Annotated in this window: 18 protein-coding genes; 8 read left to right on the top strand and 10 right to left on the bottom strand. The window is 57.2% G+C overall.

The features are described from left to right. Window positions 1-209: 209 nt before the first annotated feature. From GRH90_RS14045 to GRH90_RS14030, 4 genes are all read right to left on the bottom strand, one after another. Window positions 210-1,508 carry a TRAP transporter large permease gene (locus tag GRH90_RS14045; RefSeq protein WP_162366578.1) on the bottom strand — a complete coding sequence of 433 codons (1,299 nt, stop codon included), beginning with the start codon at window positions 1,506-1,508 and terminating at the stop codon, window positions 210-212. Between the two features lie 18 nt (window positions 1,509-1,526). Beyond that, a complete protein-coding gene (locus GRH90_RS14040; RefSeq protein WP_162366577.1) occupies window positions 1,527-2,036 on the bottom strand; it encodes a TRAP transporter small permease in 510 nt (169 codons plus the stop codon). A gap of 63 nt (window positions 2,037-2,099) precedes the next feature. Then, window positions 2,100-3,077: a TRAP transporter substrate-binding protein gene (locus tag GRH90_RS14035; RefSeq protein ID WP_162366576.1), complete on the bottom strand. Its 978-nt coding sequence runs from the start codon at window positions 3,075-3,077 to the stop codon at window positions 2,100-2,102. 475 nt (window positions 3,078-3,552) lie between these two features. Beyond that, window positions 3,553-4,635, bottom strand: a complete 1,083-nt coding sequence (locus GRH90_RS14030; RefSeq protein ID WP_162366575.1) for a YncE family protein — start codon at window positions 4,633-4,635, stop codon at window positions 3,553-3,555. 353 nt (window positions 4,636-4,988) lie between these two features. Here GRH90_RS14030 and fhuE point away from each other — a divergent pair, with 353 nt between their 5' ends. The 5 genes from fhuE to GRH90_RS14005 all read left to right on the top strand — a co-directional run bounded on the left by fhuE (window position 4,989) and on the right by GRH90_RS14005 (window position 10,857). Then, a complete protein-coding gene (gene fhuE / locus GRH90_RS14025) occupies window positions 4,989-7,187 on the top strand; it encodes a ferric-rhodotorulic acid/ferric-coprogen receptor FhuE (RefSeq protein WP_162366574.1) in 2,199 nt (732 codons plus the stop codon). A 202-nt stretch (window positions 7,188-7,389) separates the two neighbouring features. Continuing rightward, window positions 7,390-8,250: an SDR family oxidoreductase gene (locus GRH90_RS14020; RefSeq protein ID WP_162366573.1), complete on the top strand. Its 861-nt coding sequence runs from the start codon at window positions 7,390-7,392 to the stop codon at window positions 8,248-8,250. Between the two features lie 290 nt (window positions 8,251-8,540). Continuing rightward, window positions 8,541-9,317: a 5'/3'-nucleotidase SurE gene (gene surE, locus GRH90_RS14015; protein ID WP_162366572.1), complete on the top strand. Its 777-nt coding sequence runs from the start codon at window positions 8,541-8,543 to the stop codon at window positions 9,315-9,317. A 92-nt stretch (window positions 9,318-9,409) separates the two neighbouring features. Then, window positions 9,410-9,985, top strand: a complete 576-nt coding sequence (locus GRH90_RS14010) for a nitrilase-related carbon-nitrogen hydrolase (RefSeq protein ID WP_312857188.1) — start codon at window positions 9,410-9,412, stop codon at window positions 9,983-9,985. Between the two features lie 203 nt (window positions 9,986-10,188). Then, the gene (locus GRH90_RS14005; RefSeq protein WP_162366571.1) at window positions 10,189-10,857 is read left to right on the top strand and encodes a helix-turn-helix domain-containing protein; all 669 of its coding nucleotides are present in this window, start codon (window positions 10,189-10,191) and stop codon (window positions 10,855-10,857) included. A 28-nt stretch (window positions 10,858-10,885) separates the two neighbouring features. Here the strand turns inward: GRH90_RS14005 and GRH90_RS14000 are convergent, their stop codons facing one another. From GRH90_RS14000 to GRH90_RS13990, 3 genes are all read right to left on the bottom strand, one after another. Beyond that, a complete protein-coding gene (locus tag GRH90_RS14000) occupies window positions 10,886-11,512 on the bottom strand; it encodes an RES family NAD+ phosphorylase (protein WP_162366570.1) in 627 nt (208 codons plus the stop codon). 431 nt (window positions 11,513-11,943) lie between these two features. Further along, on the bottom strand, window positions 11,944-12,684 hold the full coding sequence (locus GRH90_RS13995; protein WP_162366569.1) for a glutamine amidotransferase: 741 nt from the start codon (window positions 12,682-12,684) through the stop codon (window positions 11,944-11,946). Between the two features lie 134 nt (window positions 12,685-12,818). After that, window positions 12,819-13,775, bottom strand: a complete 957-nt coding sequence (locus tag GRH90_RS13990) for a methyltransferase (protein ID WP_162366568.1) — start codon at window positions 13,773-13,775, stop codon at window positions 12,819-12,821. 480 nt (window positions 13,776-14,255) lie between these two features. Between GRH90_RS13990 and dhaR the strand changes: the two genes are divergently transcribed. Next, on the top strand, window positions 14,256-16,199 hold the full coding sequence (gene dhaR / locus GRH90_RS13985) for a dihydroxyacetone kinase operon transcriptional regulator DhaR (RefSeq protein WP_281352764.1): 1,944 nt from the start codon (window positions 14,256-14,258) through the stop codon (window positions 16,197-16,199). A 109-nt stretch (window positions 16,200-16,308) separates the two neighbouring features. Here the strand turns inward: dhaR and dhaM are convergent, their stop codons facing one another. Genes dhaM through dhaK form a run of 3 tightly spaced genes read right to left on the bottom strand, consistent with a single transcriptional unit; the run spans window position 16,309 to window position 19,535 of the window. Beyond that, a complete protein-coding gene (gene dhaM / locus GRH90_RS13980; protein WP_162366567.1) occupies window positions 16,309-17,787 on the bottom strand; it encodes a dihydroxyacetone kinase phosphoryl donor subunit DhaM in 1,479 nt (492 codons plus the stop codon). A gap of 29 nt (window positions 17,788-17,816) precedes the next feature. Beyond that, complete coding sequence (dhaL, locus tag GRH90_RS13975) at window positions 17,817-18,449, bottom strand: dihydroxyacetone kinase subunit DhaL (RefSeq protein WP_162366566.1); 633 nt, start codon at window positions 18,447-18,449, stop codon at window positions 17,817-17,819. Window positions 18,450-18,464: 15 nt separating this feature from the next. Continuing rightward, window positions 18,465-19,535, bottom strand: a complete 1,071-nt coding sequence (gene dhaK, locus GRH90_RS13970; RefSeq protein WP_162366565.1) for a dihydroxyacetone kinase subunit DhaK — start codon at window positions 19,533-19,535, stop codon at window positions 18,465-18,467. Between the two features lie 280 nt (window positions 19,536-19,815). Between dhaK and GRH90_RS13965 the strand changes: the two genes are divergently transcribed. Both GRH90_RS13965 and cytX read left to right on the top strand, forming a co-directional pair. Further along, window positions 19,816-20,319 carry a YgjP-like metallopeptidase domain-containing protein gene (locus GRH90_RS13965; protein WP_162366564.1) on the top strand — a complete coding sequence of 168 codons (504 nt, stop codon included), beginning with the start codon at window positions 19,816-19,818 and terminating at the stop codon, window positions 20,317-20,319. Between the two features lie 79 nt (window positions 20,320-20,398). Further along, window positions 20,399-21,667: a putative hydroxymethylpyrimidine transporter CytX gene (cytX, locus tag GRH90_RS13960; RefSeq protein WP_162366563.1), complete on the top strand. Its 1,269-nt coding sequence runs from the start codon at window positions 20,399-20,401 to the stop codon at window positions 21,665-21,667. The last annotated feature ends 98 nt before the right edge of the window (window positions 21,668-21,765 follow it).

Here is a 21,765-nt window from a genome sequence, read left to right as displayed (position 1 = left end):
AGACATCATTTCCTCCTGGCGCTGGAACACCGCAACATGACAACAACAGGCAACAAAAAAAAGCGGTTTCATTAACGATGAGCTAAAAAACTAACATCATCTTTAATGAACCGCCCAATATTGATCGGTTCTAAGTTATTACCGGCGCTGCTAAGAAAAAACGCATTAGCTTGCGCAAAAAAAGGCTATTCCGCGCCGGCTCGAGCCGTTCAGCCGTTGCCGTTATAGACGCCGGTGACGGCGGGCAGCCAGAGAGAGATAATCGGCACATAGGTAATAATCAGCAGCACGATAAACAGCACACAGTAAAATGGCAGCATCGCCTTCACCACCGCCTCCATTTTCTGCTGGCTGACCGCGCTGGCGACGAACAGAACGGTGCCCACCGGCGGGGTAATCAATCCGATGCCCAGGTTGACCAGCATAATCATGCCGAAGTGTACCGGGTCGATACCCAGCGAGGTAGTGACCGGCAGCAGCACCGGCGTCAGGATCAATATTAACGGCGCCATATCCATCAGGCAGCCGACAATCAGCAGCATGATATTAATGCACATCAGGATAATGTATTTATTTTCTGAAATGCTGAGGAAAAAATCGGTAATAATCTGCGGCAGCTGCATAAAGGTCATCACCGAGCCAAAGGCGGCGGCAAAGGCAATCAGCACCATGACGATGGTGACGGTTTTAATGGTGCGGAACAGCAGCAGGTGCAGATCGCGCCATCTGAATTCGCGGTAAATAAACATGGTGACAAAAAAGGCCCAGATACAGGCAATGGCCGCGGATTCGGCGGCGGTGAAAATACCGGACAAAATCCCACCTAGGATAATAACGATGGTAAACAGGCCCCAGAAGGCGTCAAAAAATATCTTTACCGCCCGGCGAAACGGGATCATTTCGCCTTTGGGATAATTGCGCTTGCGCGCAAAACCGATACACATAATCACCAGGCATAGTCCCAGCATTAAACCGGGGAAAATACCCGCCATAAACATCGCGGAGATAGTTACGGTGCCGCCGGTGGCCAGCGAATAAATCACCGAGTTATGGCTGGGCGGGGTTAATACCGCCTGCACCGAACCGCTGGCGGTCACCGCCGCGGCAAAGTCGCGGGGGTAACCCTGCGCTTCCATTTGCGGGATCATGACCGAGCCGATTGAGGCGGTATCCGCCAGCGACGAGCCTGAAATGGCGCCAAAAAAGGTTGATGCCACGATATTCACCAGCGACAGGCCGCCGCGGATAAAACCGACAAAAATATAGGCGAAATTCACCATCCGCCTGGCTATTCCCCCTTCGGCCATAATGGCGCCCGCCAGGATAAAGAACGGAATGGTCAGCAGGGAAAACTTATTAATGCCGTTGGTCAACTGGATGACGATGGCCTCCAGCGGTAAATCAATCCACCACGCGCCGATAAAAGCGCTTAATCCCACGGCAAAGGCCACGGGAAAGCCAAGGGCCAGAAGCACCACCAGGCTGCCTATCAAGATTAACGCATCCATAGCACCGCTCCGCTTTTATTAATGGGAATTGCCCAGCATGACCAGGGGACGATGTTCTTGCGGCCCGGAGATCATGCGTTCGATGACAAACAGCATCGCCAGGAACGAGCCAACAGGGATCGGCAGGTACATTTCGCCATAGGAAAAACCGGGCAGCGAGGCCATCATCTGGTCCCACATGGCGGCGCACAGGCTGGTGCTGTACCAGATCATGATCAGGCAGATAACGCACATCAGGATATCGCAGGCCAGCTCGCAGATACGCTGTCCGGTGGGAGACAGCCGGTCGGTCATGATCGATACGGAGATATGGGTATTGGCGCGATAGCCCACCGGCGCGCCGATAAAGGTAAAGATAATCATGCAGACAATGGCCACCGGCTCCGGCCAGGAGAGTGCGTTATCAAACAGGTAACGCGCAAATATACCGATGGGGATCACCGTAACCATAATCATCAGCGCAATGCTGGCGACAAGTAAACAGATCGCGTACAGCCCGTCCATTAACCGGGAATAAGAATCAGACATAATCGTCCACCTGATAAGTTGCAGGCGACGGGAAGATATGCCCGTCGCGGGGAGGGATAAGGTTTAATTCACATCGGCGATGCGTTTCATTAACTCTTCATGGCCTTTGCCAAATCGATCCCTCACCGGCTGCGTCGCCTTGACGAAATAATCATGATCAATATTCTGGAAGGTGACCCCGGCGGCTTTCATTTTATCCAGCGACTGTTGATTGTAGGCGGCCCATAATTGCCGCTCGTCCATTTGCGCTTCTTTGCCTAATTTCAGCATAGTCTGCTGATCTTCGGCGGATAATTTATGCCAAACCACCGATGAAACCAGGATCATTTCCGGCTGGATAAAATGACCGGTCAGGGTGTAATACTTAGCCACCGGGATATAGTTATGGGCAACAAAGGTCGGCGGATTATTTTCCGTACCGTCCACCACTCCGGTCTGCATGGCGCTGAATACTTCACTTACCCCCATGGCGACCGGGTTGGCGCCCATGGCTTTTAACGTCGCCAGCGAGATCTGGCTGTTCTGCACGCGAATTTTCATGCCGTGCAGATCTTCCGGTTTCACCACCGGTTTTTTGGTGATCATATTGCGCACCCCCGCGTCGGTCCAGCCGAGGAACACCATTTTGGCCTGGGGATCCGCGCTCACCTTGGCGGCGATTTCCTGTCCCACCGTCCCGTCCAGCACCTTATGCATATGGTCTTCATCGCGGAAGACATACGGCAGGGTTAACACGCTGGTCTCCGGGGCAATGGTGGTCATCGGCGCCAGCGAGACGCGTATCATATCCACCGCGCCGATTTGCACCTGCTGCAGCGTTTGCTCCTCGTCGCCCAGCACCCCGCCGGAATAGACCTTCATCTCCAGGCGTCCATCGGTGGCCTGCTTGAGTTTTTCACCCATATGCTGCAACGCCACCACGGTGGGATAGCCATCGGGCTGCACCTCGGCGACCTTGAGCACTTTGGCCGTGGCTATGGGGGCAGACAACGCGGTCGCCAGGGTTATCGATAGTGCAATCAACAGTTTTTTCGTTTTCATTATTTTAACTCCGGACGGGTTCAGCGGTTAATTACACCCGGGACGGGCGGGCGGCTCGCCATAGGGGCGCTAAAGAGAGTCGACAAAAGGAAGGTAACAGAATGAATATATCTGGAACGATGTTTTATAAAATACACCATGATTCATTTGAATGAGATTGGTCACATTTTTTAGTTATCAAAATATGAAAATTTAATGTCTGTCACAAAATGAAATAAAATACCAATTTTTATGGTAAGGCGTTTCGGAGCTGATTAATATAGCGGACAATTTTTAAATTATAATAAAAACAATGATCTGATTGGATTTACTTTGAGGGCCGGGCAACGTTCATGGTTAAATACCATAAAAAGACATTTTTAATACTCTTTAGTTATTAATCCGCTTAACGCTATCCATCGAGGGCGTTACCCATTGTCAGCCCAAAGCGAAAATGTCGCTTCGGGCTAGATTCAGATCTCTGTCTTCAGGAGAACTATTTCAACGCGATGCGTGCCACGCTATCCGGACCCTTCGTCGTGCTGTCCTTATTGAAATCCTGCTTCGCGGTGACATATAGCGTTTGTCCATCCGGTGAAACCAGCAGGCTATTGGGACGGCTGTCGAATGACCAGCTGTTTTTCACCGCATAGGTGGTGGCGTCCAGCTGCAGCACTTTTTTCGATTCGCGCTGGCTGAGGTAAATCTCATTGCGTTTAGCGTTGAATTTGATGCCCAGCGCGTCGCCGTCGATGCGTTTGATCACCTTGCCGCTGCGCTCGTCGAACACCAGCGTGGTTTTCGCTTTGGAGTCGTCGGTAACCAACAGCCGCCCCGTCGCCTGATCTTCCGCCAGGTTCAGGAACAGATACTCTTTGCCATCGCCCGCGGTCAGGCGTTTCTCGATTTTATGCGTGCGCGGGTTGATCACCAGGATTTCGCCGCCGCCGTTCGCCGCGTAGATGCGGTCGGTCACCGGTGAATAGATAATCCCCGTCACCCACTTGCCGGCGTTTTTGATGTGCGCTTTTAGCTTCATGGTCTGCGCATCCACCACCCAAATGACGCCCGGATCACCTACGCCGCCGATATAGAGCTGGCCCTGATGCCAGAAAATTTCACGGGCGGGTAAAGGATCGCCGTCCTGGCCTCTGTCACTAAACATCAGACGCTGTAGCACCTTACCGCTCTGCGCATCCACTTTCGAGATGCCGCTATCCAGCGTATTGGTGATGTAAAGCACGCTGCCGTCGGGGTCCATCGCCATGGCGAAGTTTTTCAGATCGGTGTGGGTTTCGCCTTTGGTCGCAAGCGTAACGGGATCGAGACGATAGATTACGCCGCCGTTAACGTCTTTAAACGACTGTGCGCTGGCAACATAAAGCGCCTTAGCCTCTGGCGCATAGGCCATCTCATACAGCCCATCCGCTAAAATGCGCTGGGAAACCCGGGAATCAACCGGCTTTGGCGCAACGGGGACCTCGACTTTTTTCGCCGGCGCCTGACACGCAGTCAGGCTGAACGATGCCACCACCGCCAGTGCAACCAAGGCTTTACGCGGACTGAACAAAGATTTCATTCTGGGCTCCATCAATGGATGATCGACTCCCGCCTGGCCGCAGCCGCGGCGGGAAGCTTATAAAAAAGAATGAGAATCATACGTATTACCACTCTATAAGTAAATGCGCGATGTCAGCGCGCAGACCTTTGAGTGAGCATGCTGATATATTCAATAATAACAGTTTGTTACATTTAGTATCCACTATCCTTGATATTTTTCTAACGCAAATCATTATCATTACTATTCTCATCGCATGCTCTTCTTGCTTTTTGTGATACCTGCCGGGACACCCTGGTAATGCCGTATTGGTGTCAGGACAATAAAAAAAGCGGCAGCGCTTCGCATAACAATATTCCTTATGGGAAGTATCTATGTCTTTCATTAGCAGGGAAGCCGGCGTCGGTATGCGCGCGCCGGGTATCAAAAATACGTTTACCGTTTTACTGTTGGCACTGGCGATTCATGCTTTAATAAATCCCGCGCCGGCGCGGGCAGACGAAACCAGCAGCGACACCACCACTGCGACGTCGAAATCGCAGGAGGTTATGGTCGTTGATGCCGCCGCTAATGGATCGGCTAATGAGCAGCAGGATTACAGCGTGAAAACCACCCGCGCCGGCACAAAAATGCTGCTGACGCCGCGCGACGTCCCGCAATCGGTCAGTGTCATCACGCAACAGCGCATGCAGGATCAAGACCTGCAATCGGTGGGCGACGTGCTGGATAACACCACCGGCATTTCGACTGAAATCATTGACAGCGAACGCTCCGCTTACTTTTCCCGTGGTTTTTACATTAACAACTACACCTTCGATGATATTCCCACGTCGGTCAGCGATACATGGGACTTTGGCGATGCCGGCGAAGACACGGCCATTTATGACCGCATCGAAGTGGTACGCGGCGCCACCGGCCTGATGACCGGTGCCGGCAATCCGGCCGCATCGGTGAACATGGTGCGCAAGCACGCCGACAGCAGGGAATTCACCGGCAATGTTTCAACCAGCTACGGCAGCTGGAACAAACAGCGTTATGTCATGGACGTCTCTGGTCCGCTCAGCGAATCCGGCAATGTGCGTGGCCGCGTCATCGCGGGCTACCAGGATCAGGACAGTTGGCTGGACCGCTACCATAAAAGCAAAAAATTCCTGTATGGCGTGGTGGACGCGGATGTGACCGACCACACCACGCTGTCGCTAGGCTACGACTATCAGCAAAGCAATACCGGTAATCCGACCTGGGGCGGATTACCCACCTGGTACGGCGGCGGCTCGCGCACGCGCTTTGATCGCAGCACCAACCCATCGGCGGACTGGGCGCGCTACAGCCTCGATTCGCGTAAAGTCTTTGCTAACGCGACGCATAACTTCGACAACGGCTGGACCTTTCGCCTGAATGGCACGCATGCGGAAGAGACCTTTAACGATAAGCTTCTCTATATCATGGATTTTCCTGATGCGGTGACCGGCGAGGGCCTTTCCGGGTTTGGCAGCAAGGACCGGGGGACACGTAAGCTGGACTCGGTTGATACCTATGCCAGCGGCCCTTTCGGGCTCTTCGGGCGTCGGCATGAACTGGTGGCGGGTGTCAGCTACAGCCGTCAGCATAACGCCACTTACAGCGCGGACGGCGCCCTGGATAGCGACCAAATGGGCAGTTTCAACAACTGGAACGGCGATGTGGCCGATCCGCAATGGGATGACTGGTACCAGAATGCCGATGATGTCGTGCGGCAGAAATCCGCCTACACCGCCGCGCGCTTCTCGCTGGCCGATCCGCTGTCGCTCATCATTGGCGCGCGTTACACGCAATGGCGCACCAACGGCAGCAGCGGCGACATGAGCAAAAGCAACCTCACGCCGTATAGCGGCCTGGTTTACGACATCAACGATACCTGGTCGGCCTACGCCAGCTATACCTCCATCTTCCAGCCACAGACGTACCGCTCTCGCAGCGGAAGCTACCTCTCGCCCGTCACCGGTAAAAACTATGAAACCGGCCTGAAATCGGACTGGATGAATGGTCGCCTGACGGCGACGGTGGCCGTGTTCCGTATCGAACAGGACAACGTTGGGCAGCCCGATGGCGATAACTTCGTCAACGGCGGCAGCGAGCAGGCGTATTACGCCGCGAAAGGCGCGGTAAGTAAAGGGGCGGAATTTGAGCTAAATGGCGCGGTGACGGACAACCTGCAGATGACCTTCGGCGCCACGCGCTATGTGGCAAGAGATTCAACCGGCCGTTTCAACAGCAATATGCCGCAAACCTCGTTCAAGCTTTTCAGCCGTTATCAGCTGCCAATGCTGCCGGAATTGACCATCGGCGGCGGCGCGAACTGGCAAAACCGCACTTTCCAGGACGCAACCGGACCGGATGGGGAAACTCAGCGTGTTTACCAGGGCAGCATCCCGCTGGCCAATCTGTTTGCCCGTTACCAGGTGACGAAACAGCTGGCGGTGCAGGCCAATGTCGACAATCTGTTTGATCGTACTTACTATTCTTGGCTGAGCGACTATGCGGTCTATGGAGAACCGCGTAATTACTCGGTAAGCCTTTCCTATAACTTTTGATGCAAACATTTCCCCGGCTCACGGCCGGGGATTTTGCTATTTAAACAGGAATAGGCAATAAATCAAAAGAACTGGATATTCGCTCACCGCGGGGAAAACCGTATCATAACCCGTGTCATTCTCCAGCCGGGCGGCGTCGACGCCGGCAAGCCGTTCGCGCGTCAGACCGTCGGTCCGTATCATTACCTGAGGAATCCCCGTCATGAGCACTATACAACCTAAAACCTGGTTTATCACCGGAGCCTCCAAAGGCCTCGGGCTGACACTGGCCCGTTTGTTGCTGGCCTTGGGTCACAACGTGGCCGCGACTTCGAGGAACCGCGCGGACCTGGAGCGCGCCGTGGCGGCAACTGCCGACCAGTTCCTGCTGTTCCTGCCGCTCGAGGCCGACCTGACCGACGAGGACAGCGTCGGGGCGGCGGTAGAGCTGGCCCTTAAGGCCTTCGGCAGGATTGATGTGGTGGTTAATAATGCCGGTTATGGCCTGCATGGCACGGTGGAAGCCCTGACCGACGCCGAGCTGCGCCGTAATTTCGACGTCAATGTGTTCGCGCCGCTGAATGTGCTGCGCCGTACGCTGCCGCAGTTGCGCCGCCAGCGCTCCGGGCATGTTATTAATATTGCGTCTATCGTCGGTTTCCAGGGCGGCTACGCGGGCTGGGGCAGCTATGTCGCCACCAAATTCGCCCTGGCGGGACTGACGGAATCAATGGCGGCCGAAACGCGTGAATTGGGCATCAAGGCCACCGTGGTCTATCCGGGACCGGTGCGCACGGAATTTCTCTCCAGCGGATCGCTTACGCTGGCGCAACGCCATATTGACGACTACACCGAGGCCCAGGCCTCGCTGGATCTGCACCTGGGTACCCTGGCGGGCAACCAGGCCGGGGATCCCGATAAGCTGGCCGAACTTATCGTCCAGGCTGCGTCAGTGGAAAAACCACCGCTGCACCTGTTCGCCGGCCATATCTCGTGGGATCTGGCGTATCAGAAAATTGGCGAGGTGAAGCTGGATTTGGCGGCGTGGAAGGACGCGGCGCTGGCAACGGATTTCCCTGAGTAACCCAGCCACGTTGCCGCGGCCGAAACGGTCGCGGCATAACACCCGGCAAACCGGCCCCCCGTCTTTGATTTGTCATATTTTCGCAATCTGTTATTCAACAAAGATCCTTAGCCTTGCGCTGCGCTTTTTTACCCGCCGCAAGACAGGGTTGCTGAACAGAAATCCGCGCGGCTGTACAGATTTTATCCCCTTCGAACGTGGTTTTGTCCTATGATGTCAGGCATCGCCCGTGGCAAAAACAACACGACATTCATTCTTTTTTGGCATGACCCCATGGAGAACACCTGACGATGAAAAAAGTGAATCGCGTTTTATTGACCAATGATGACGGCATCGACGCGCCCGGCCTGGAACTGCTGGCCAAGGCCGCCCAGGAAATCGCCGAAGAGGTATGGATAGTCGCCCCCGCCCAAGACAAAAGCGGCGTGGCCAATTCCCTGAGTATGCGCGAACCGGTGCGGGTGATTAACAAAGGCCCACGGCGCTTTGCCGTCTACGGCACGCCGGCCGATTGCGTGGCATACGCCGTGCATCAGGCAATGCTCGATTCACCGCCCGACCTGGTGCTCTCTGGTGTGAATAACGGCTCCAACCTGGGGTTTGAAACCCTGCTTTCCGGCACGGTAGGCGCGGCGATGACGGGCATGCTGTCAGGCATTCCCTCGATTGCTTTAAGCCAGAACCGCGACCCGGATCAGCCGGTAAACTGGGATAGCGCCACACGTTATCTGGTGCCGACCCTGCAACATTTATTGCAGGCGTCATGGGATCGGCAGGTCTGCCTGAACGTCAATTTTCCCGATATGGCCGCCGATCGGGTCAAAGGCATCCGGGTCACCAAACAGGGCATGGGCAACGTGGACGGCATGATGGTGATAGCCACGCCGGATCCGCACGGTGAAGACTATTTCTGGATACGGGTGCAGCACGGCGGCCTGGAACGACCGGAGAACAGCGAGCTTAAACTGAATGACGAAGGTTATATTTCTGTTACGCCGCTGACCTTCGAGCGTACCGAAATGAAAGAGTACCAGCGGCTCGGCGGCCTGTACGGCCAGGACTTCTAGTCCATCCCTTATGGCTTCCCGAACCCTGGCAACCCGGTGAACGAGGCGACAATCGCCTCTTCCACCAAGGTGACGGCCCTATCGCGCGCGCCGTGGGTGCGCCGTCCCAGCTCGATGGGATAGCGCGGCAAACCGGCGCCGATCTGGTGGTCGGCGTGATTGAGCGAGCGGGCAGCACCCTGTACTGCCCGGCGCTGTTTTTCTCCGCCGGGGAAGGGCTGGCCGCCATCCACCTTAAACTGATGCCCACCGGCACCGAACGGCTGATCCGGGGACAGGGCGACGGTTCGACCCTGCCGGTGGTTGAAGGCAGCGCCGGTCGCCTGGGCACCGCCATCTGTTGGGAAAATCATATGCCCCTTTTGCGCATGGCCATGTACGCCAAAGGCGTGGAGATCTGGTGTGCGCCGACGGTGGATGGGCGAGATATTTGGCAAAGCCTTATGCGTCATATCGCCCATGAAGGCCGCTGTTTTGTCGTCAGCGCCTGCCGGGTTCAACCCTCGCCGGCGAAACTGGGCCTCGCCGTTCCCAACTGGGATAACGACCGGCCGCTGATCCGCGGCGGCAGCGTGGTTATCGGGCCGCTGGGGAATATCCTGGCCGTCCCGCTCGTCGGCGAAACGGGGCTGGTGACCGCCGCCATCGATCTGGATGAGATGGTTTAGGCCCGCTATGACTTTGACGTGGCCGGTCATTACGCCCGCCCGGATATTTTCTCGCTGCAGGTGGATACCCGGGTTAAGAGCAGCGTGGTGTTTACATCTTAGACGAAGGGTATTCGCAAGGCGACAAACGCAATGGCGGGTTGCGAAGGTTTATGATTTTAACTATAGTGTAAAATCTGAAATCATAAAAAAGGACGCCATTTATGCACACTTCCAACCTGAAAACCTGCCCTGAGACTGGAAACACGCATGGAGAATGGCATGCCACCACCGCGGGACGATTGGCAAAATTGATGCAAAGCTACCTGTGTGCCCTGGACAATAACGAACAAGCATTCAAAGGGCTATTATCCCTGCCGGATGATGAGTTTGCTATTGAATTCATTACCCAGGCCATCACGGCAAGACATAGCCAGCAGGAATCCCCGGAAACCGCCCGGCTGTTAAAACGGGCGAAAAACCGTGCCGACTTCTTAAACGAACTTGTTAAGCTTGGCGGCACGGTAAAATCCAGCGAGGTTGCCCGTATACTGGGCGTCTCGCCGGTAACGGTTAACAATAACCGCAAGAACGGCAAGCTGCTGGCGATCCAACTGGGCGGCGACTATCTGTTCCCCATGTTTCAATTTGCCAAAAATGGCCAGCACAATGACAAAGGCATGCTTAAAGGGGTCGGCGAAATTCTCGGCAGCCTGGATCATCTAAGCGATATCCGCAGATGCGGCTTCTTCATGGGTAGAATAGACACCTTGGATGCCTGCCTCGAAATGCAGACAACCCCTTTGACCATACTTGAGAAAGGAGCAACGGATGAAGAGATCCGCCAGCTTTGCCGCATTGCGAAACTGCGCGGAATGCAGGACGCCGAATAAAAAGGGCGGGAAATATTCAGCCATCACGTTACATCACCTTGATGTTTAAACGATCGAGCATGCTCTCCGCATCAATGTTTTGATAATGGAATCGGGAGAGCGCAACCACATCACGGGTAATAAACAGACCAGCGCCATCGGTGCATTCATGCCAGAACGCCAGGCAGGGTTCACCCAATTTACGTGAGATATACCATAATCCATCCGCATAGTGAGATACCTCCGCCGCGATTTTCTGTGTTGTTGCATAGGATTCGTTCATCAAAGCGGTTACATCAATCCCCAATTCCCTTGCCAGATAACCCATGTGTACAATTTTCAGGCTGCGCACGGGCGAAACGGTGGCCATAAAATACCTATCCAAATCCTCTGCTTCCAGATAAGCATCCTTAAATACTTCAGCCAGGGCTGTTTCAGGCGCATAGGCGACATAATACGTACCTTTGGTACCGGTTCCGACAGCGAAACGCGAGATTTTCGTGCCTGTTTGTTTATTAAAAAAAACGCCACTCCCCGAAAAATAACCTTTTTGGACATGAAATAACACCAGTCCCACCGGAAGGTTTATCATTACCGAAGGATTTATATCATTAACTAGGTCTATTAGCGTATTCGTATTACGGTTATGATTTCCCTCATTCAAATTTAGCATCATTATATTCCCTATAATAAATATAAATCCATTTATTTACTGAAAAAGTCACTTGGTTTATCAAAACTTTTTGTCGCTTGATACTTATAACATATTTATTTTTTATATGCCGGAATTTATATAATCAAAATATTCAATGCGTTATACCGGCAAGGACTTATCATATGGATAATATAATAATTGAAAAGAATCATATCCACTGAGCCTCTCAATTTTATAATTTGAGTATCATTTTGAAAAGATGCGCTAGACCCGTCAATGGGCGCAATAGGAAAGAATATGGATAATGACCGTTGATAGAAAAGAATGGGGATCGGGCCGGCCTTTAAGCAGCCGCTTATTAATACATCGATTCAGCCGGCGTTCTTTTTCACGTGCCGTCTCGAATACCGATCGATGATTTATCCACTGAACATCGCTTTCCCTTACGGGTTTTACGCCGCCGCCCCATCCGTTTTTTCCCGGCGCCGCTGCGGGTAAAAACGCCGCAATATCAACAATGGCCATGCGCCATCGCCGCTCGTTCCCACGCGCGGCGCTTCCTGTTCGGGCACCCGGCCATTGGCGCGCAGGCAGGCGTCCATAATGGCGGCGGTAAACTCGGGATGAAACTGTACCGAAAACGCCTGCGGGCTGTAGCGGATAACCTGGCAATGATCTTGCTGGGAGGCCGCCAGCACCCTGGCGCCAGCAGGCGGAGACAGCACCGTCTGGCGATGGGACAGCCAGGCGCTGAACCGGCCGGGAAGTCCGGCCAGCAAGAGGTCTTTACCGGCATCCCGCGTGGCCTCTATCCATTGCAGGCCCCCTTCCCACCCTTGGGGATTGTCCGCCACCGCGCCGCCGAGGGCATAGGCCATTAGCTGATGGCCATAACACACGCCCAGCAACGGCAATGCGCGTTGATAAACCTCACGAATCCAGGTGGCGGTAGCCTCGCTCCACGCCGCCCCGTCGGTAACCATCGCCCATGAGCCGGTCAGGATCGCACCTGATATCGCGCCGTCGTCCGGCAGCGGATCGCCCAGATCGGGGCGGATCAGGAGATAGTCGCCCGGGGCCAGCCCTAGCGCCCGGATAAACCAGTTATGCTGCTCGCCGACCCCGGCGATAATCGCCGCCGGCGGCGCGCCCAGCTGGATAATGGCCAACGGCGCATTTGCGGGATTATTCATATAGGTGAAAATCCTTTGCTGAATTAACGAAAAGTTTAATAAAAGCGGCCCGCTTTACAGCGGGTGCCCACGCTTATTGCCCAGCATAGCGCGACCGCGTCGCTTAGCACAGCGCCACCGATGCCCTGATGCGCTTATATCCGCGCCTCGATGATGGTATGAACCCCACCGGCGGGTATCACCCTCTTGATACGCAGCCCCGCCTGATCCACCAGCCGGCCGAACTCCCCGATACTCCTTTCGCGTCCGGTGGCGTAGGCCAGCAGCATCAAATCAAGGAATTTGGCATAATCGTGCTCATTGGCCGGCCGGAGCACATGTTCAAAAATCAGCACGCATCCATCGGGGCGCATGGCTTTACGACAGTTGCGCAGGATGCCGATCGCCTTGTCGTCCGGCCAGTCGCGCAGCACGTGCCGCAGGATATAGGTATCGCCCAGCCTCGGCACACTGTCGAAATAATCACCACTGGCCAACATCAGCCGTTCATCCGCCCCGGTTTCATCCCGTGCTGCGTTCGCCGGGATCTCCGGCCGCTTGAAGAGAATGCCGCTGGTAAGCGGGTGGGCGGCCAGGATGCCGCGTAAAAAGGTACCGTAGCCGCCGCCCACATCCACCACGCAGCCGGCCTGCGAAAAATCATACGCGTCAAGGGCGTCGGCAAGGGAGGAGGCGGACATCGATGTCATGGCGCTGGCGAAACGATTGGCCGCCGCCGGGTCCCGGCGCAGGGATTCGAAAAAGGAGCAACCGTGGATTTCATCAAATATGGGCAGTCCGGTAGCCAGCGACCAGCTTAAGCGCTCAAAGCAGCGGTTTACCTGTGGTGAGGCCATAAACTGCGCCCAGGCGTATTGCGAGTCCGGTATATCGCGGCGCAGCGTATTGCTCAGGATGGAATTGCGATAACCGCCCTCTTCCTCGATAAAAATGCCTTCGCCGCTGAGCGCGCGCAGCAGCCGATGCAGGGAATTTGCATCGGTTTGGGTAACATAAGCCAATTCATCGATCGGGCAAATATTATCGCCAATCACATCCGCTACTTTTAATTCGGCCGCCGCGGAAATGGCAAATACCACTAACGACCGCATGCCTATAGTTTCCAGCATTTGACTATGGGGGGAAGGTTTATTTATATTCATATATGTTCTCCAACATACAGTAGCGATGTTTGACAAACAGTAACCCGGCCCCATATATAAAGAAGATGATTAACACTTTTAATGTTTATTTCAGCCGGGTTGTTATAAACATTTTTATTTCAGCCCTGCCCAACCCTACGGGTTTAACTTTTTCGATTTAACCTGGCGTAAGAACGGTAATATTGATATAGGGATAACCACACTGGCGATATCTCAATCTCCCTTAATTAACCTATTGTGCATGTTTTTGAGCCTTTTAAGGTGCGAGTGTTCACGAATCCGCTTTTTTGGCTTCGGCCTCAAGCTACAGAATGATATCGCCTGTCATATTTGCCCGGGACTTAACAGAAATCCAGCCGGTATTCTGGGGTAATATCCTACCTGATTGAGCCGATACGGGATGACGATATAGTGGCGCTGAAACCTGCCTTGCCCCTTTCCGGACGCGACGACCTTCCCAAGCGGGAGTCGGCCTGCGCGCCCCCCGCGCTTGAGGAATCCTGGCGCCGCTGCCGCAAACTGATGCAGCCCGCCGACTGGCGTCCGGCGCACCGCGCCGCCGGCGCCACCTTTGATTCCATATGCCGGCGCAAGGACGACCTGCTGGTGCTGGGACAGGCGGCGCTGGAGGATGCGTATGAATATATGGAATCACGCCCCTGCGCGCTGCTGATCCTCGATGAGAGCGGCTGTACCCTGTGGGTATGCGGGCACCCGTTTACCCAGGCACAGCTGGAAGCGCTGGGCATCGGTCCCGGCAGCTACTGGACCGAGGGCCTGATCGGCTCCAACGCGCCGGCGCTGGCCATTGCCGGGGGCTATCCGGTGCAACTGGCGGGAGAGCAGCATTTCAGGCAGGCGCTGCATCCCTGGCATTTTTGCGCCGCCCCGGTCTACGACAACGGCGGCCGCCAGCGCGCGGTTATCGTACTGGCCAGCCTGGTAGAGGAAAAAGCCGCCAGCGATTTATCGCTGACGCTGGTGCTGGCGCGCGAAGTGGGCAACTACCTGCACGCCGACAGCCTGCTGGCTGAAACCAATCGCCACCTGAATGCGCTTAACGCCCTGCTGGATGGCGTGGAGGACGGCGTACTGGCCTGGGATCAGCACGGCTGCCTGCAATACCTGAACGCGCGTGCGGCGGCCATGCTGCGCCTCGATGAAACGGCAAGCCTCGGCAAACCGGTGCTGACGCTTATCACCCTGCCGGCGCTGGTGATCCAGGCGATGCACAACCGCAGCCCGCTGAGCCATGTGCAGGTGACCTTTGAGAGCCGACAACAGTTTATCCCGGCGCTGCTGACGCTAAAGCCGATCCCGGACGGCGACCGCTGCGGCTTTATCGCCCTGCTTCATCCCCAGGAGCTATTGCAGCAGTTGGTGCATAACCAGTTGGGCCGGGCGAGCTATACCTTTGCGGATATGCCGCTGGCCTCGCTGGAAATGCGGCGGCTGGTGCGCTACGGCAAACAGGCGGCCAAAGGCCGGCACCCGATGCTATTGCACGGTGAGGAGGGCGTGGGCAAGCAGCGCCTCGGACAGGCGATCCATAACGGCGGCGAACGCGCGCATGGCCCGTTTATCGCACTTAATTGCCAGGCGCTGCCGCAGGATTTGATGGCGCGGGAATTCCTGGGCAGCGACGCCAGCGAGGGCGAGGCCGGGCAGCCAAGTAAATTCGAGCTGGCCAACGGCGGTACCCTGTACCTGGAGCAGGTTGAATACCTGTCGCCTGAAATGCAGTCCGCCCTGCTGCAAATTATTAAAACCGGCATGCTGATGCGCGTAAATTCGAACCGGGTGATCCCGGTGGATGTACGGGTAATTGCCGCCACCGGCGCCGATCTGCCGCTGCTGGTCAAGCAAAGCCGGTTTCGCCGCCAGCTGTTTTATACCCTGCAATCCTTCGAACTGCATATTCCACCGCTGCGCCTGCGGGCGCAGGATATCCCCCTGCTGGTACAGGACAGCCTGAAGACGCTGGGTCGTCATTTCCAGTGCCGCTATCAGATCGGGGAGGATGTGATCCGCCAATTGTGCCTGTACCCCTGGCCGGGCAATGATCAGGAGCTGAAAAGCGTGGTGGAGCGTGCCGCCATGACCTGCCGCAACAATCGCATCGACCTTAACGATCTGCCGGAGCATTTGTTGCATGAGCGGGCGCTGGTTGAGCCGGACGCGCCCGAGGCGCAGCCGGTGCTGTCGTTTCCGGACCTGGAGCGCCAGGCGATTATCCGCGCGGCGCTGATGTGCCGGGGGCAGCTCAACGAGATGGCGCCGCTGCTGGGCATCGGCCGCACCACGCTATGGCGTAAGGTAAAGCAATACCAGCTTGAAATGGCGCGGTTTAAAGCGCGCGCCGAGGCTGAATAATCGCCGCCGGATCCGTTGTCATCGGCGCGGGGAAAATATTACTGGCAAGCATCGCGCCGCATGCGGCGGCGCCATGCTTCAAACAGGCACGCCGCCGCGCGGCATGATCTTATGCCTCGTCCAGCCCCGCCTTTTTACCGCCGGCGGGTTTGTCGACGGTGAGGGATCCGGTGGTCATATCCAGCGCCGCCATCTGGCCGGTGCGGGTGGCCTGCATACATCCGCTGACGCCCACCACCATCGGTATGCCCTGCGCCCGCGCCAGGATGGCGCTGTGGGACCAGATATTCCCCTCGCTCAGGCAAATACCCTTCACCTTTTGCCGCTCCAGGCCGATCATTTCGGACGGCATCAGTTCCTCCGCCACCAGCAATACGCCGTCGCCGTCGCCAATGCTTAACGGCGCCACCGGCCCGGCGCCAAGGTGTCCCAGAACGCGATTGAGAATATCGCGGATATCCAGTTCCCTGGCGCGCAGATAGGGGTCCTCCATCGCCAGGTATTCACCCGCCATCGCCAACAGTTCGTGTTGCACCGCCGCCTCGGCGCCGGCCAGCTGCCGGGCGATACGTTGGTCAAACGCCCGCAGCAGGTCCTCATCCTCAATCAGTAGCGCGTGGGCGCTGAAAATGGCCGCCTGATCCGGCCCCATGGCATCGCCGGCCCGGTGCGCCAGCCGTCGCAGATCGCCACGGGTGGCAGCCATCGCCGAACGCAGACGCTGCTGTTGCCCGGTGACCTGTGCGCGGGAAATCGTCTCGGAGCGGGCATGATAACGAGCCGGCCGCAGTTTCAGCACCGGCGCGCGTATGCCGCCCGGGGGAACCGGAATGCCGCCAAGTACCATGCCCGCGCGCGCGTCAACGTGTTCGCCAAAACCCCGGCGCGCCAGCGTGCTGAACGCGTCCAGCGCCTGCTGCGCCTCCGGTCCGCTGGCCAGCAGGCGAATAGTATCGCCCTGGCGGACTTGCAGCGTCGCCAGCTGATTGAGGCTGCGGGGATCGACGCCACGCCCCTCCTTTTGCAGCAACAGATCGGCCTTGAACGGCGCCAACACCCCCGCCAGTTGGGCGGCGGGGCGCACGTGCAGTCCATTCGGGTTAAGTACTTTCCAACTGACGCTTTGGCCATCGGCGGGCATCACCGGCGTGGCCGGACCGGCGGCGGGCTGGTCGGCCGGCTCGCCAAGCTGGCGGGCTTTCGCCGCCAGCGCGCCCAGCGCCTCGGTTGTAACCCGCGGCAAATCGCCGCCCGCCGAGGCCGCCACCACCGCCGCCAGCGTACCTTCCACCAGCGGCGCGGCGCACAGCCGGACCCGTTGCGCCATGTCGCGGTCCAGCAGCTCCAGCGCCGTTTCCGCGCTTAGCAAGGCGCTGCCAAGATCCATCAGCACCAATACGCCGGCAGGGTCGTCCACCGATGCAATGGCTTCCATTACCTTAACCGCATCGGTGCCGATGGGATGCGCTTCGTCGTCCACCCCGGCGGCGATTGCCAGCCTGCAGCCGCCCTGGATCATCTGTTCAGCCAGCTGCGCAACGCCCTGCGCCAGCAGAAGACTGTGGGACACTACCACGATATTGACCATCTCTCCTCCTGCCGGCCCAGGGCCTGTGACTAACGGGTAACCACCTGGTAAAGCGCCTGTATCATCAGCATCGCCGAGGTGGCGCCGGGGTCCTGGTGACCAATGCTGCGCTCGCCCAGGTAGCTGGCCCGTCCTTTACGCGCCTGCATGGTGATCGTGGATTCCAGGGCCTGCTGCGCCCGGTCGACGGCCAGGCGCAGAGCGTCGATAATATCCAGGTTGCCCTGGCGGTCCCGCTCCAGTTGCTCGACCACCGGAACCCAGACGTCGCACATGGTTTTATCACCCGGCTCGGCCTTGCCGCGCATGACCACGCCTTCCGACCCCTCTTTCAGCATCTGGCACAGGGCCGGCAAATCGAGGCTTTGCTTGGCGTTGGTGCTTTGGGCGGCGCGGATAAAAAAGGTGCCGAACAGCGGGCCGCTGGCGCCGCCCACGCTCGACAGCAGCGTCATACCGGTATTCTTGAGGATAAAACCAATATCCTTGTCCGCTACCGAAGGCAATTTCTCCAGCACTTTATTAAAGCCGCGGTTCATATTCAGGCCGTGATCGCCATCGCCGATATCCGAGTCCAGCCGGGTGAGGAAATCCCGCTGTTCGGTAAACACCTCGGCGCACAGCTGCAGCCAACTGACGATATGCTGTCTGGTGATAACCATTGTTGCCTCCATGAATTAACAGCCCCAGCGCAGGGCCGGCGTGTTGACCGGCGCATCCCACAGCGCCAGCAGCGCGTCATCGACCTTCAGCAGGGTAATGGACATGCCTTGCATATCCAGCGAGGTACAATAGGAACCGATTAATTTACGTTCCACCCGCAGGCCGAACTCCGCGCAACGCTTCGCCAGGCGGTGCCAGACGCCATACAGCTCCGACAGCGGTGTCGATCCCAGGTTGTTGACCAGCACAATCACCCGATCGCCTTTGACCAGCGGCTGCTTGGCCTGGCGGCTTTCGCGCCAATCGCCCGCCTGGCGATCCCAGTGGCGCAAGGTGCGCTGGTAGCCGCCGTGTTCGATAAGGGTGGTAAACATGGTATCCACCGTGTCGTTAAGCGAGGTAAACGGACGGCGCTCAATGCCCGGCTCGCCGTGGATGCCGATGCCAAACTCCATCTCATCCTCCGCCAGCGCAAACGACGGTTTACCGGCGGCGGGCACGGTGCAGGCGCCCAGGGCGATGCCCAGCGAATGCCCCTGGTTATTGATATGCTCGCCAAGCGCCGCGCATTCATCCAACGAGTCGCCGCGCGCCGCCGCCGCCCCCAGCAGCTTTTCCATCAGGACGGTATTGGCCACGCCGCGCCGGCCGGTGGTATAGAGGCTGTCCTTTACCGCTACATCGTCATCGACCACCAGGGTCGCCACCGGCGTGCCACCGGCGTGCAGCAACTCCGCCGCCGTCTCGAAATTAAGGATATCGCCGGTATAGTTCTTAATCAGCATCAATATGCCCTGGCCGCCGTCAATGGCCTGTCCGCATTCATACATCTGGTCCGGCGTGGGGGAGGTGAATATCTCGCCGGGACACGCGCCCGCCAGCATGCCCTCGCCGATATAACCGCAGTGCATCGGCTCATGGCCGCTGCCGCCGCCGGACATCAGCGCCACCTTGCCGGCTACCGGCGCATCGCTACGGGTAACAAACAGCGGTTCCCGATGCAGTTTCAGCCCGGGATGGGCTTCCACCAGGCCGTCAAGCTGTTCCTGTAAAACCGTTTCAACGTTATTGATTAATTTTTTCATACGCTGCTCCGCCAGATAATAGGAATAGATAATGACTATAAGGCAGCTTTGGCCCGCAGATGATAACCCCCTGAAAGGTTCCCGTTTGGAACATTGCCGGGCCATTAACGTTTCGTTATGGAACGTTAATCGGGCTGAAGGCGGGAGAGGGTGAACTGACGCACAGAACGCGCCGGGCAATGAAATGATGGACCCCGCCGGTGGTCGTTGGCATTAAACCGGGGATCCGTTACCCTTGGGCAAGTCAGCATTTTTTCCATCGCCGCGCGGCAGGGCTTTTATGACACCACTTATCTATTTGCAGGGTTATCCGGAACATTTGCTTGCGCAGGTGCGTACGCTAATCGAGGAACAACGGCTGGGCGAGGTGCTGGCGCAGCGCTATCCCGCCGCCCATGAGGTCACCAGCGACAAGGCGTTGTATGTCTATACGCTGGATCTGAAAAACCATTACCTGCGCAACGCCGCCCCGGTCAATAAAGTCGCCTGGGACAGTAAAATCCATGTGCTGAAAAATGCCCTGGGCCTGCACACCGCGGTATCGCGCGTGCAGGGCGGCAGGCTGAAGGCCAAGGCCGAGATCCGCATCGCCACGGTATTCAAAACCGCCCCGGCGGATTTCCTGCGCATGATTGTGGTGCATGAACTGGCGCATCTGAAGGAAAAAGAACATGACAAAGCGTTTTACCAGCTCTGCTGCCATATGGAACCACGCTATCACCAGTTGGAATTCGATACCCGCCTGTGGCTGACGCAGCTCTCACTGCAAGGCCGGCCGGATTAACGCCGGCGGCAGGAATAGCCAGCGCCCGGACGGTTAGGTTATGCTATGCTCGCTTATCCATGCGCAATCCGATAACCCCATGAAAAACATTGATACTTATGCTCCCGACCGGTTGATTACCCCAGGCGGACGCGTGCTGGGCTGGCGGGATCTTTTTTCCTTATGGTTCTCTTTAGGCATTGGGCTGGCGGTGTTGCAGGCCGGCGCCATTCTTTCCCCAGGGCTAGGCATGGCAGGGTCGCTGTCCGCCATCGCCCTAGGATCGCTGGCGGGATGTCTGCTGCTGGCGCTGGCCGGGGTCATCGGGTATGACACCGGCCGTTCGTCGATGGCCACCATGGCTTTTAGCCTGGGCAAAACCGGCGCGTCGGTGCCGTCCCTGCTCAATCTGCTACAGCTGATTGGCTGGGGCGCGTTTGAAATTGTGATGATGCGCGACGCGGCCAGCCTGCTGGCGGCCCGCGCCCTGGGCAGCACCAGCCTTTGGGCAAATCCGGCCTTATGGACCTGGCTGTTCGGCTTTTGCGCCACGGCGCTGGCCCTGGCGGGCCCATTGGCATTTATCCGGGTGGTGCTGCGGCGCTTCGGCATCTGGTTGCTGATTATTGCCTGCGGCTGGTTAAGCTGGTCGTTATGGCGGCGGGCGGATATGGCCGGACTGGCCGCCACCGCCGGCAACGGCACGCTGCCGTTTGCGGCCGGCTGCGATATTGTGATTTCCATGGCCCTGTCCTGGCTGCCGCTGGTGGCGGATTATACCCGTTTTGGCAAAAGCGCCCGGCAAACCTTTTTCGGCACGCTGGCCGGCTACCTGGCCGGCAGCCTGTGGGTCATGGCCCTGGGCGGCGCCTACGCCCTGGCCTTTGTCAGTAATAACGATGCCAGCGCGCTGCTGGTGGCGCTCTCGGGCGCGGCCATGGGCATTCCCTTATTGCTGATACTGATCGATGAAAATGAAAACGCTTTTGCCGATATCCATTCGGCGGCCTTGTCGTCGGCGCTGCTGGTACCGATGCGGGTGAAGCCGTTGACCCTGATTATCGGCCTGGCGTGTACGCTGATTGCCTGGGGGGTGCCTCTGTCGCAGTATGAAAATTTCCTGTTATTGATCGGCTCGGTATTTGCGCCGCTGTTCGGCGTGGTGCTGGTGGAGCACTTCCTGATCCGCCGCCGGGGTCTGGCCCCCGCGGCGGCCTCGTCATGGCGGGCGTTCCTGGCCTGGGCATGCGGCATCGCCGTTTACCAGGCCATGGTCCAATGGTTGCCGCAGGTGGGCGCCACCTTGCCGGCGCTTATTATCGCGGGACTGCTACACTACGGTTTGTCCCGCCGTCCAAGCCAGGTTTAACAGGAAAGACATGCCTTTTTACCGCGTTATGCCCCACCCGCTTACGCCAGGCTTTGCCCGCAATGCCCCACTCGCCTGCCGCCCGGATAACGGCGCGG

The organism is Acerihabitans arboris, from assembly GCF_010131535.1.
Taxonomy (GTDB): domain Bacteria; phylum Pseudomonadota; class Gammaproteobacteria; order Enterobacterales; family Enterobacteriaceae; genus Acerihabitans; species Acerihabitans arboris.
Note: the sequence above shows the minus strand (reverse complement) of the source record. Positions and strands in the feature narration are given on the sequence as shown.

Excerpts from the sequence above, each read along its gene's own strand:
- GRH90_RS14045 (WP_162366578.1), bottom strand. The coding sequence starts at position 1,508 with ATGGATGCGTTAATCTTGATAGGCAGCCTGGTGGTGCTTCTGGCCCTT.
- GRH90_RS14040 (WP_162366577.1), bottom strand. The coding sequence starts at position 2,036 with ATGTCTGATTCTTATTCCCGGTTAATGGACGGGCTGTACGCGATCTGT.
- GRH90_RS14035 (WP_162366576.1), bottom strand. The coding sequence starts at position 3,077 with ATGAAAACGAAAAAACTGTTGATTGCACTATCGATAACCCTGGCGACC.
- GRH90_RS14030 (WP_162366575.1), bottom strand. The coding sequence starts at position 4,635 with ATGAAATCTTTGTTCAGTCCGCGTAAAGCCTTGGTTGCACTGGCGGTG.
- fhuE (WP_162366574.1), top strand. The coding sequence starts at position 4,989 with ATGTCTTTCATTAGCAGGGAAGCCGGCGTCGGTATGCGCGCGCCGGGT.
- GRH90_RS14020 (WP_162366573.1), top strand. The coding sequence starts at position 7,390 with ATGAGCACTATACAACCTAAAACCTGGTTTATCACCGGAGCCTCCAAA.
- surE (WP_162366572.1), top strand. The coding sequence starts at position 8,541 with ATGAAAAAAGTGAATCGCGTTTTATTGACCAATGATGACGGCATCGAC.
- GRH90_RS14005 (WP_162366571.1), top strand. The coding sequence starts at position 10,189 with ATGCACACTTCCAACCTGAAAACCTGCCCTGAGACTGGAAACACGCAT.
- GRH90_RS14000 (WP_162366570.1), bottom strand. The coding sequence starts at position 11,512 with ATGATGCTAAATTTGAATGAGGGAAATCATAACCGTAATACGAATACG.
- GRH90_RS13995 (WP_162366569.1), bottom strand. The coding sequence starts at position 12,684 with ATGAATAATCCCGCAAATGCGCCGTTGGCCATTATCCAGCTGGGCGCG.
- GRH90_RS13990 (WP_162366568.1), bottom strand. The coding sequence starts at position 13,775 with ATGCGGTCGTTAGTGGTATTTGCCATTTCCGCGGCGGCCGAATTAAAA.
- dhaM (WP_162366567.1), bottom strand. The coding sequence starts at position 17,787 with ATGGTCAATATCGTGGTAGTGTCCCACAGTCTTCTGCTGGCGCAGGGC.
- dhaL (WP_162366566.1), bottom strand. The coding sequence starts at position 18,449 with ATGGTTATCACCAGACAGCATATCGTCAGTTGGCTGCAGCTGTGCGCC.
- dhaK (WP_162366565.1), bottom strand. The coding sequence starts at position 19,535 with ATGAAAAAATTAATCAATAACGTTGAAACGGTTTTACAGGAACAGCTT.
- GRH90_RS13965 (WP_162366564.1), top strand. The coding sequence starts at position 19,816 with ATGACACCACTTATCTATTTGCAGGGTTATCCGGAACATTTGCTTGCG.
- cytX (WP_162366563.1), top strand. The coding sequence starts at position 20,399 with ATGAAAAACATTGATACTTATGCTCCCGACCGGTTGATTACCCCAGGC.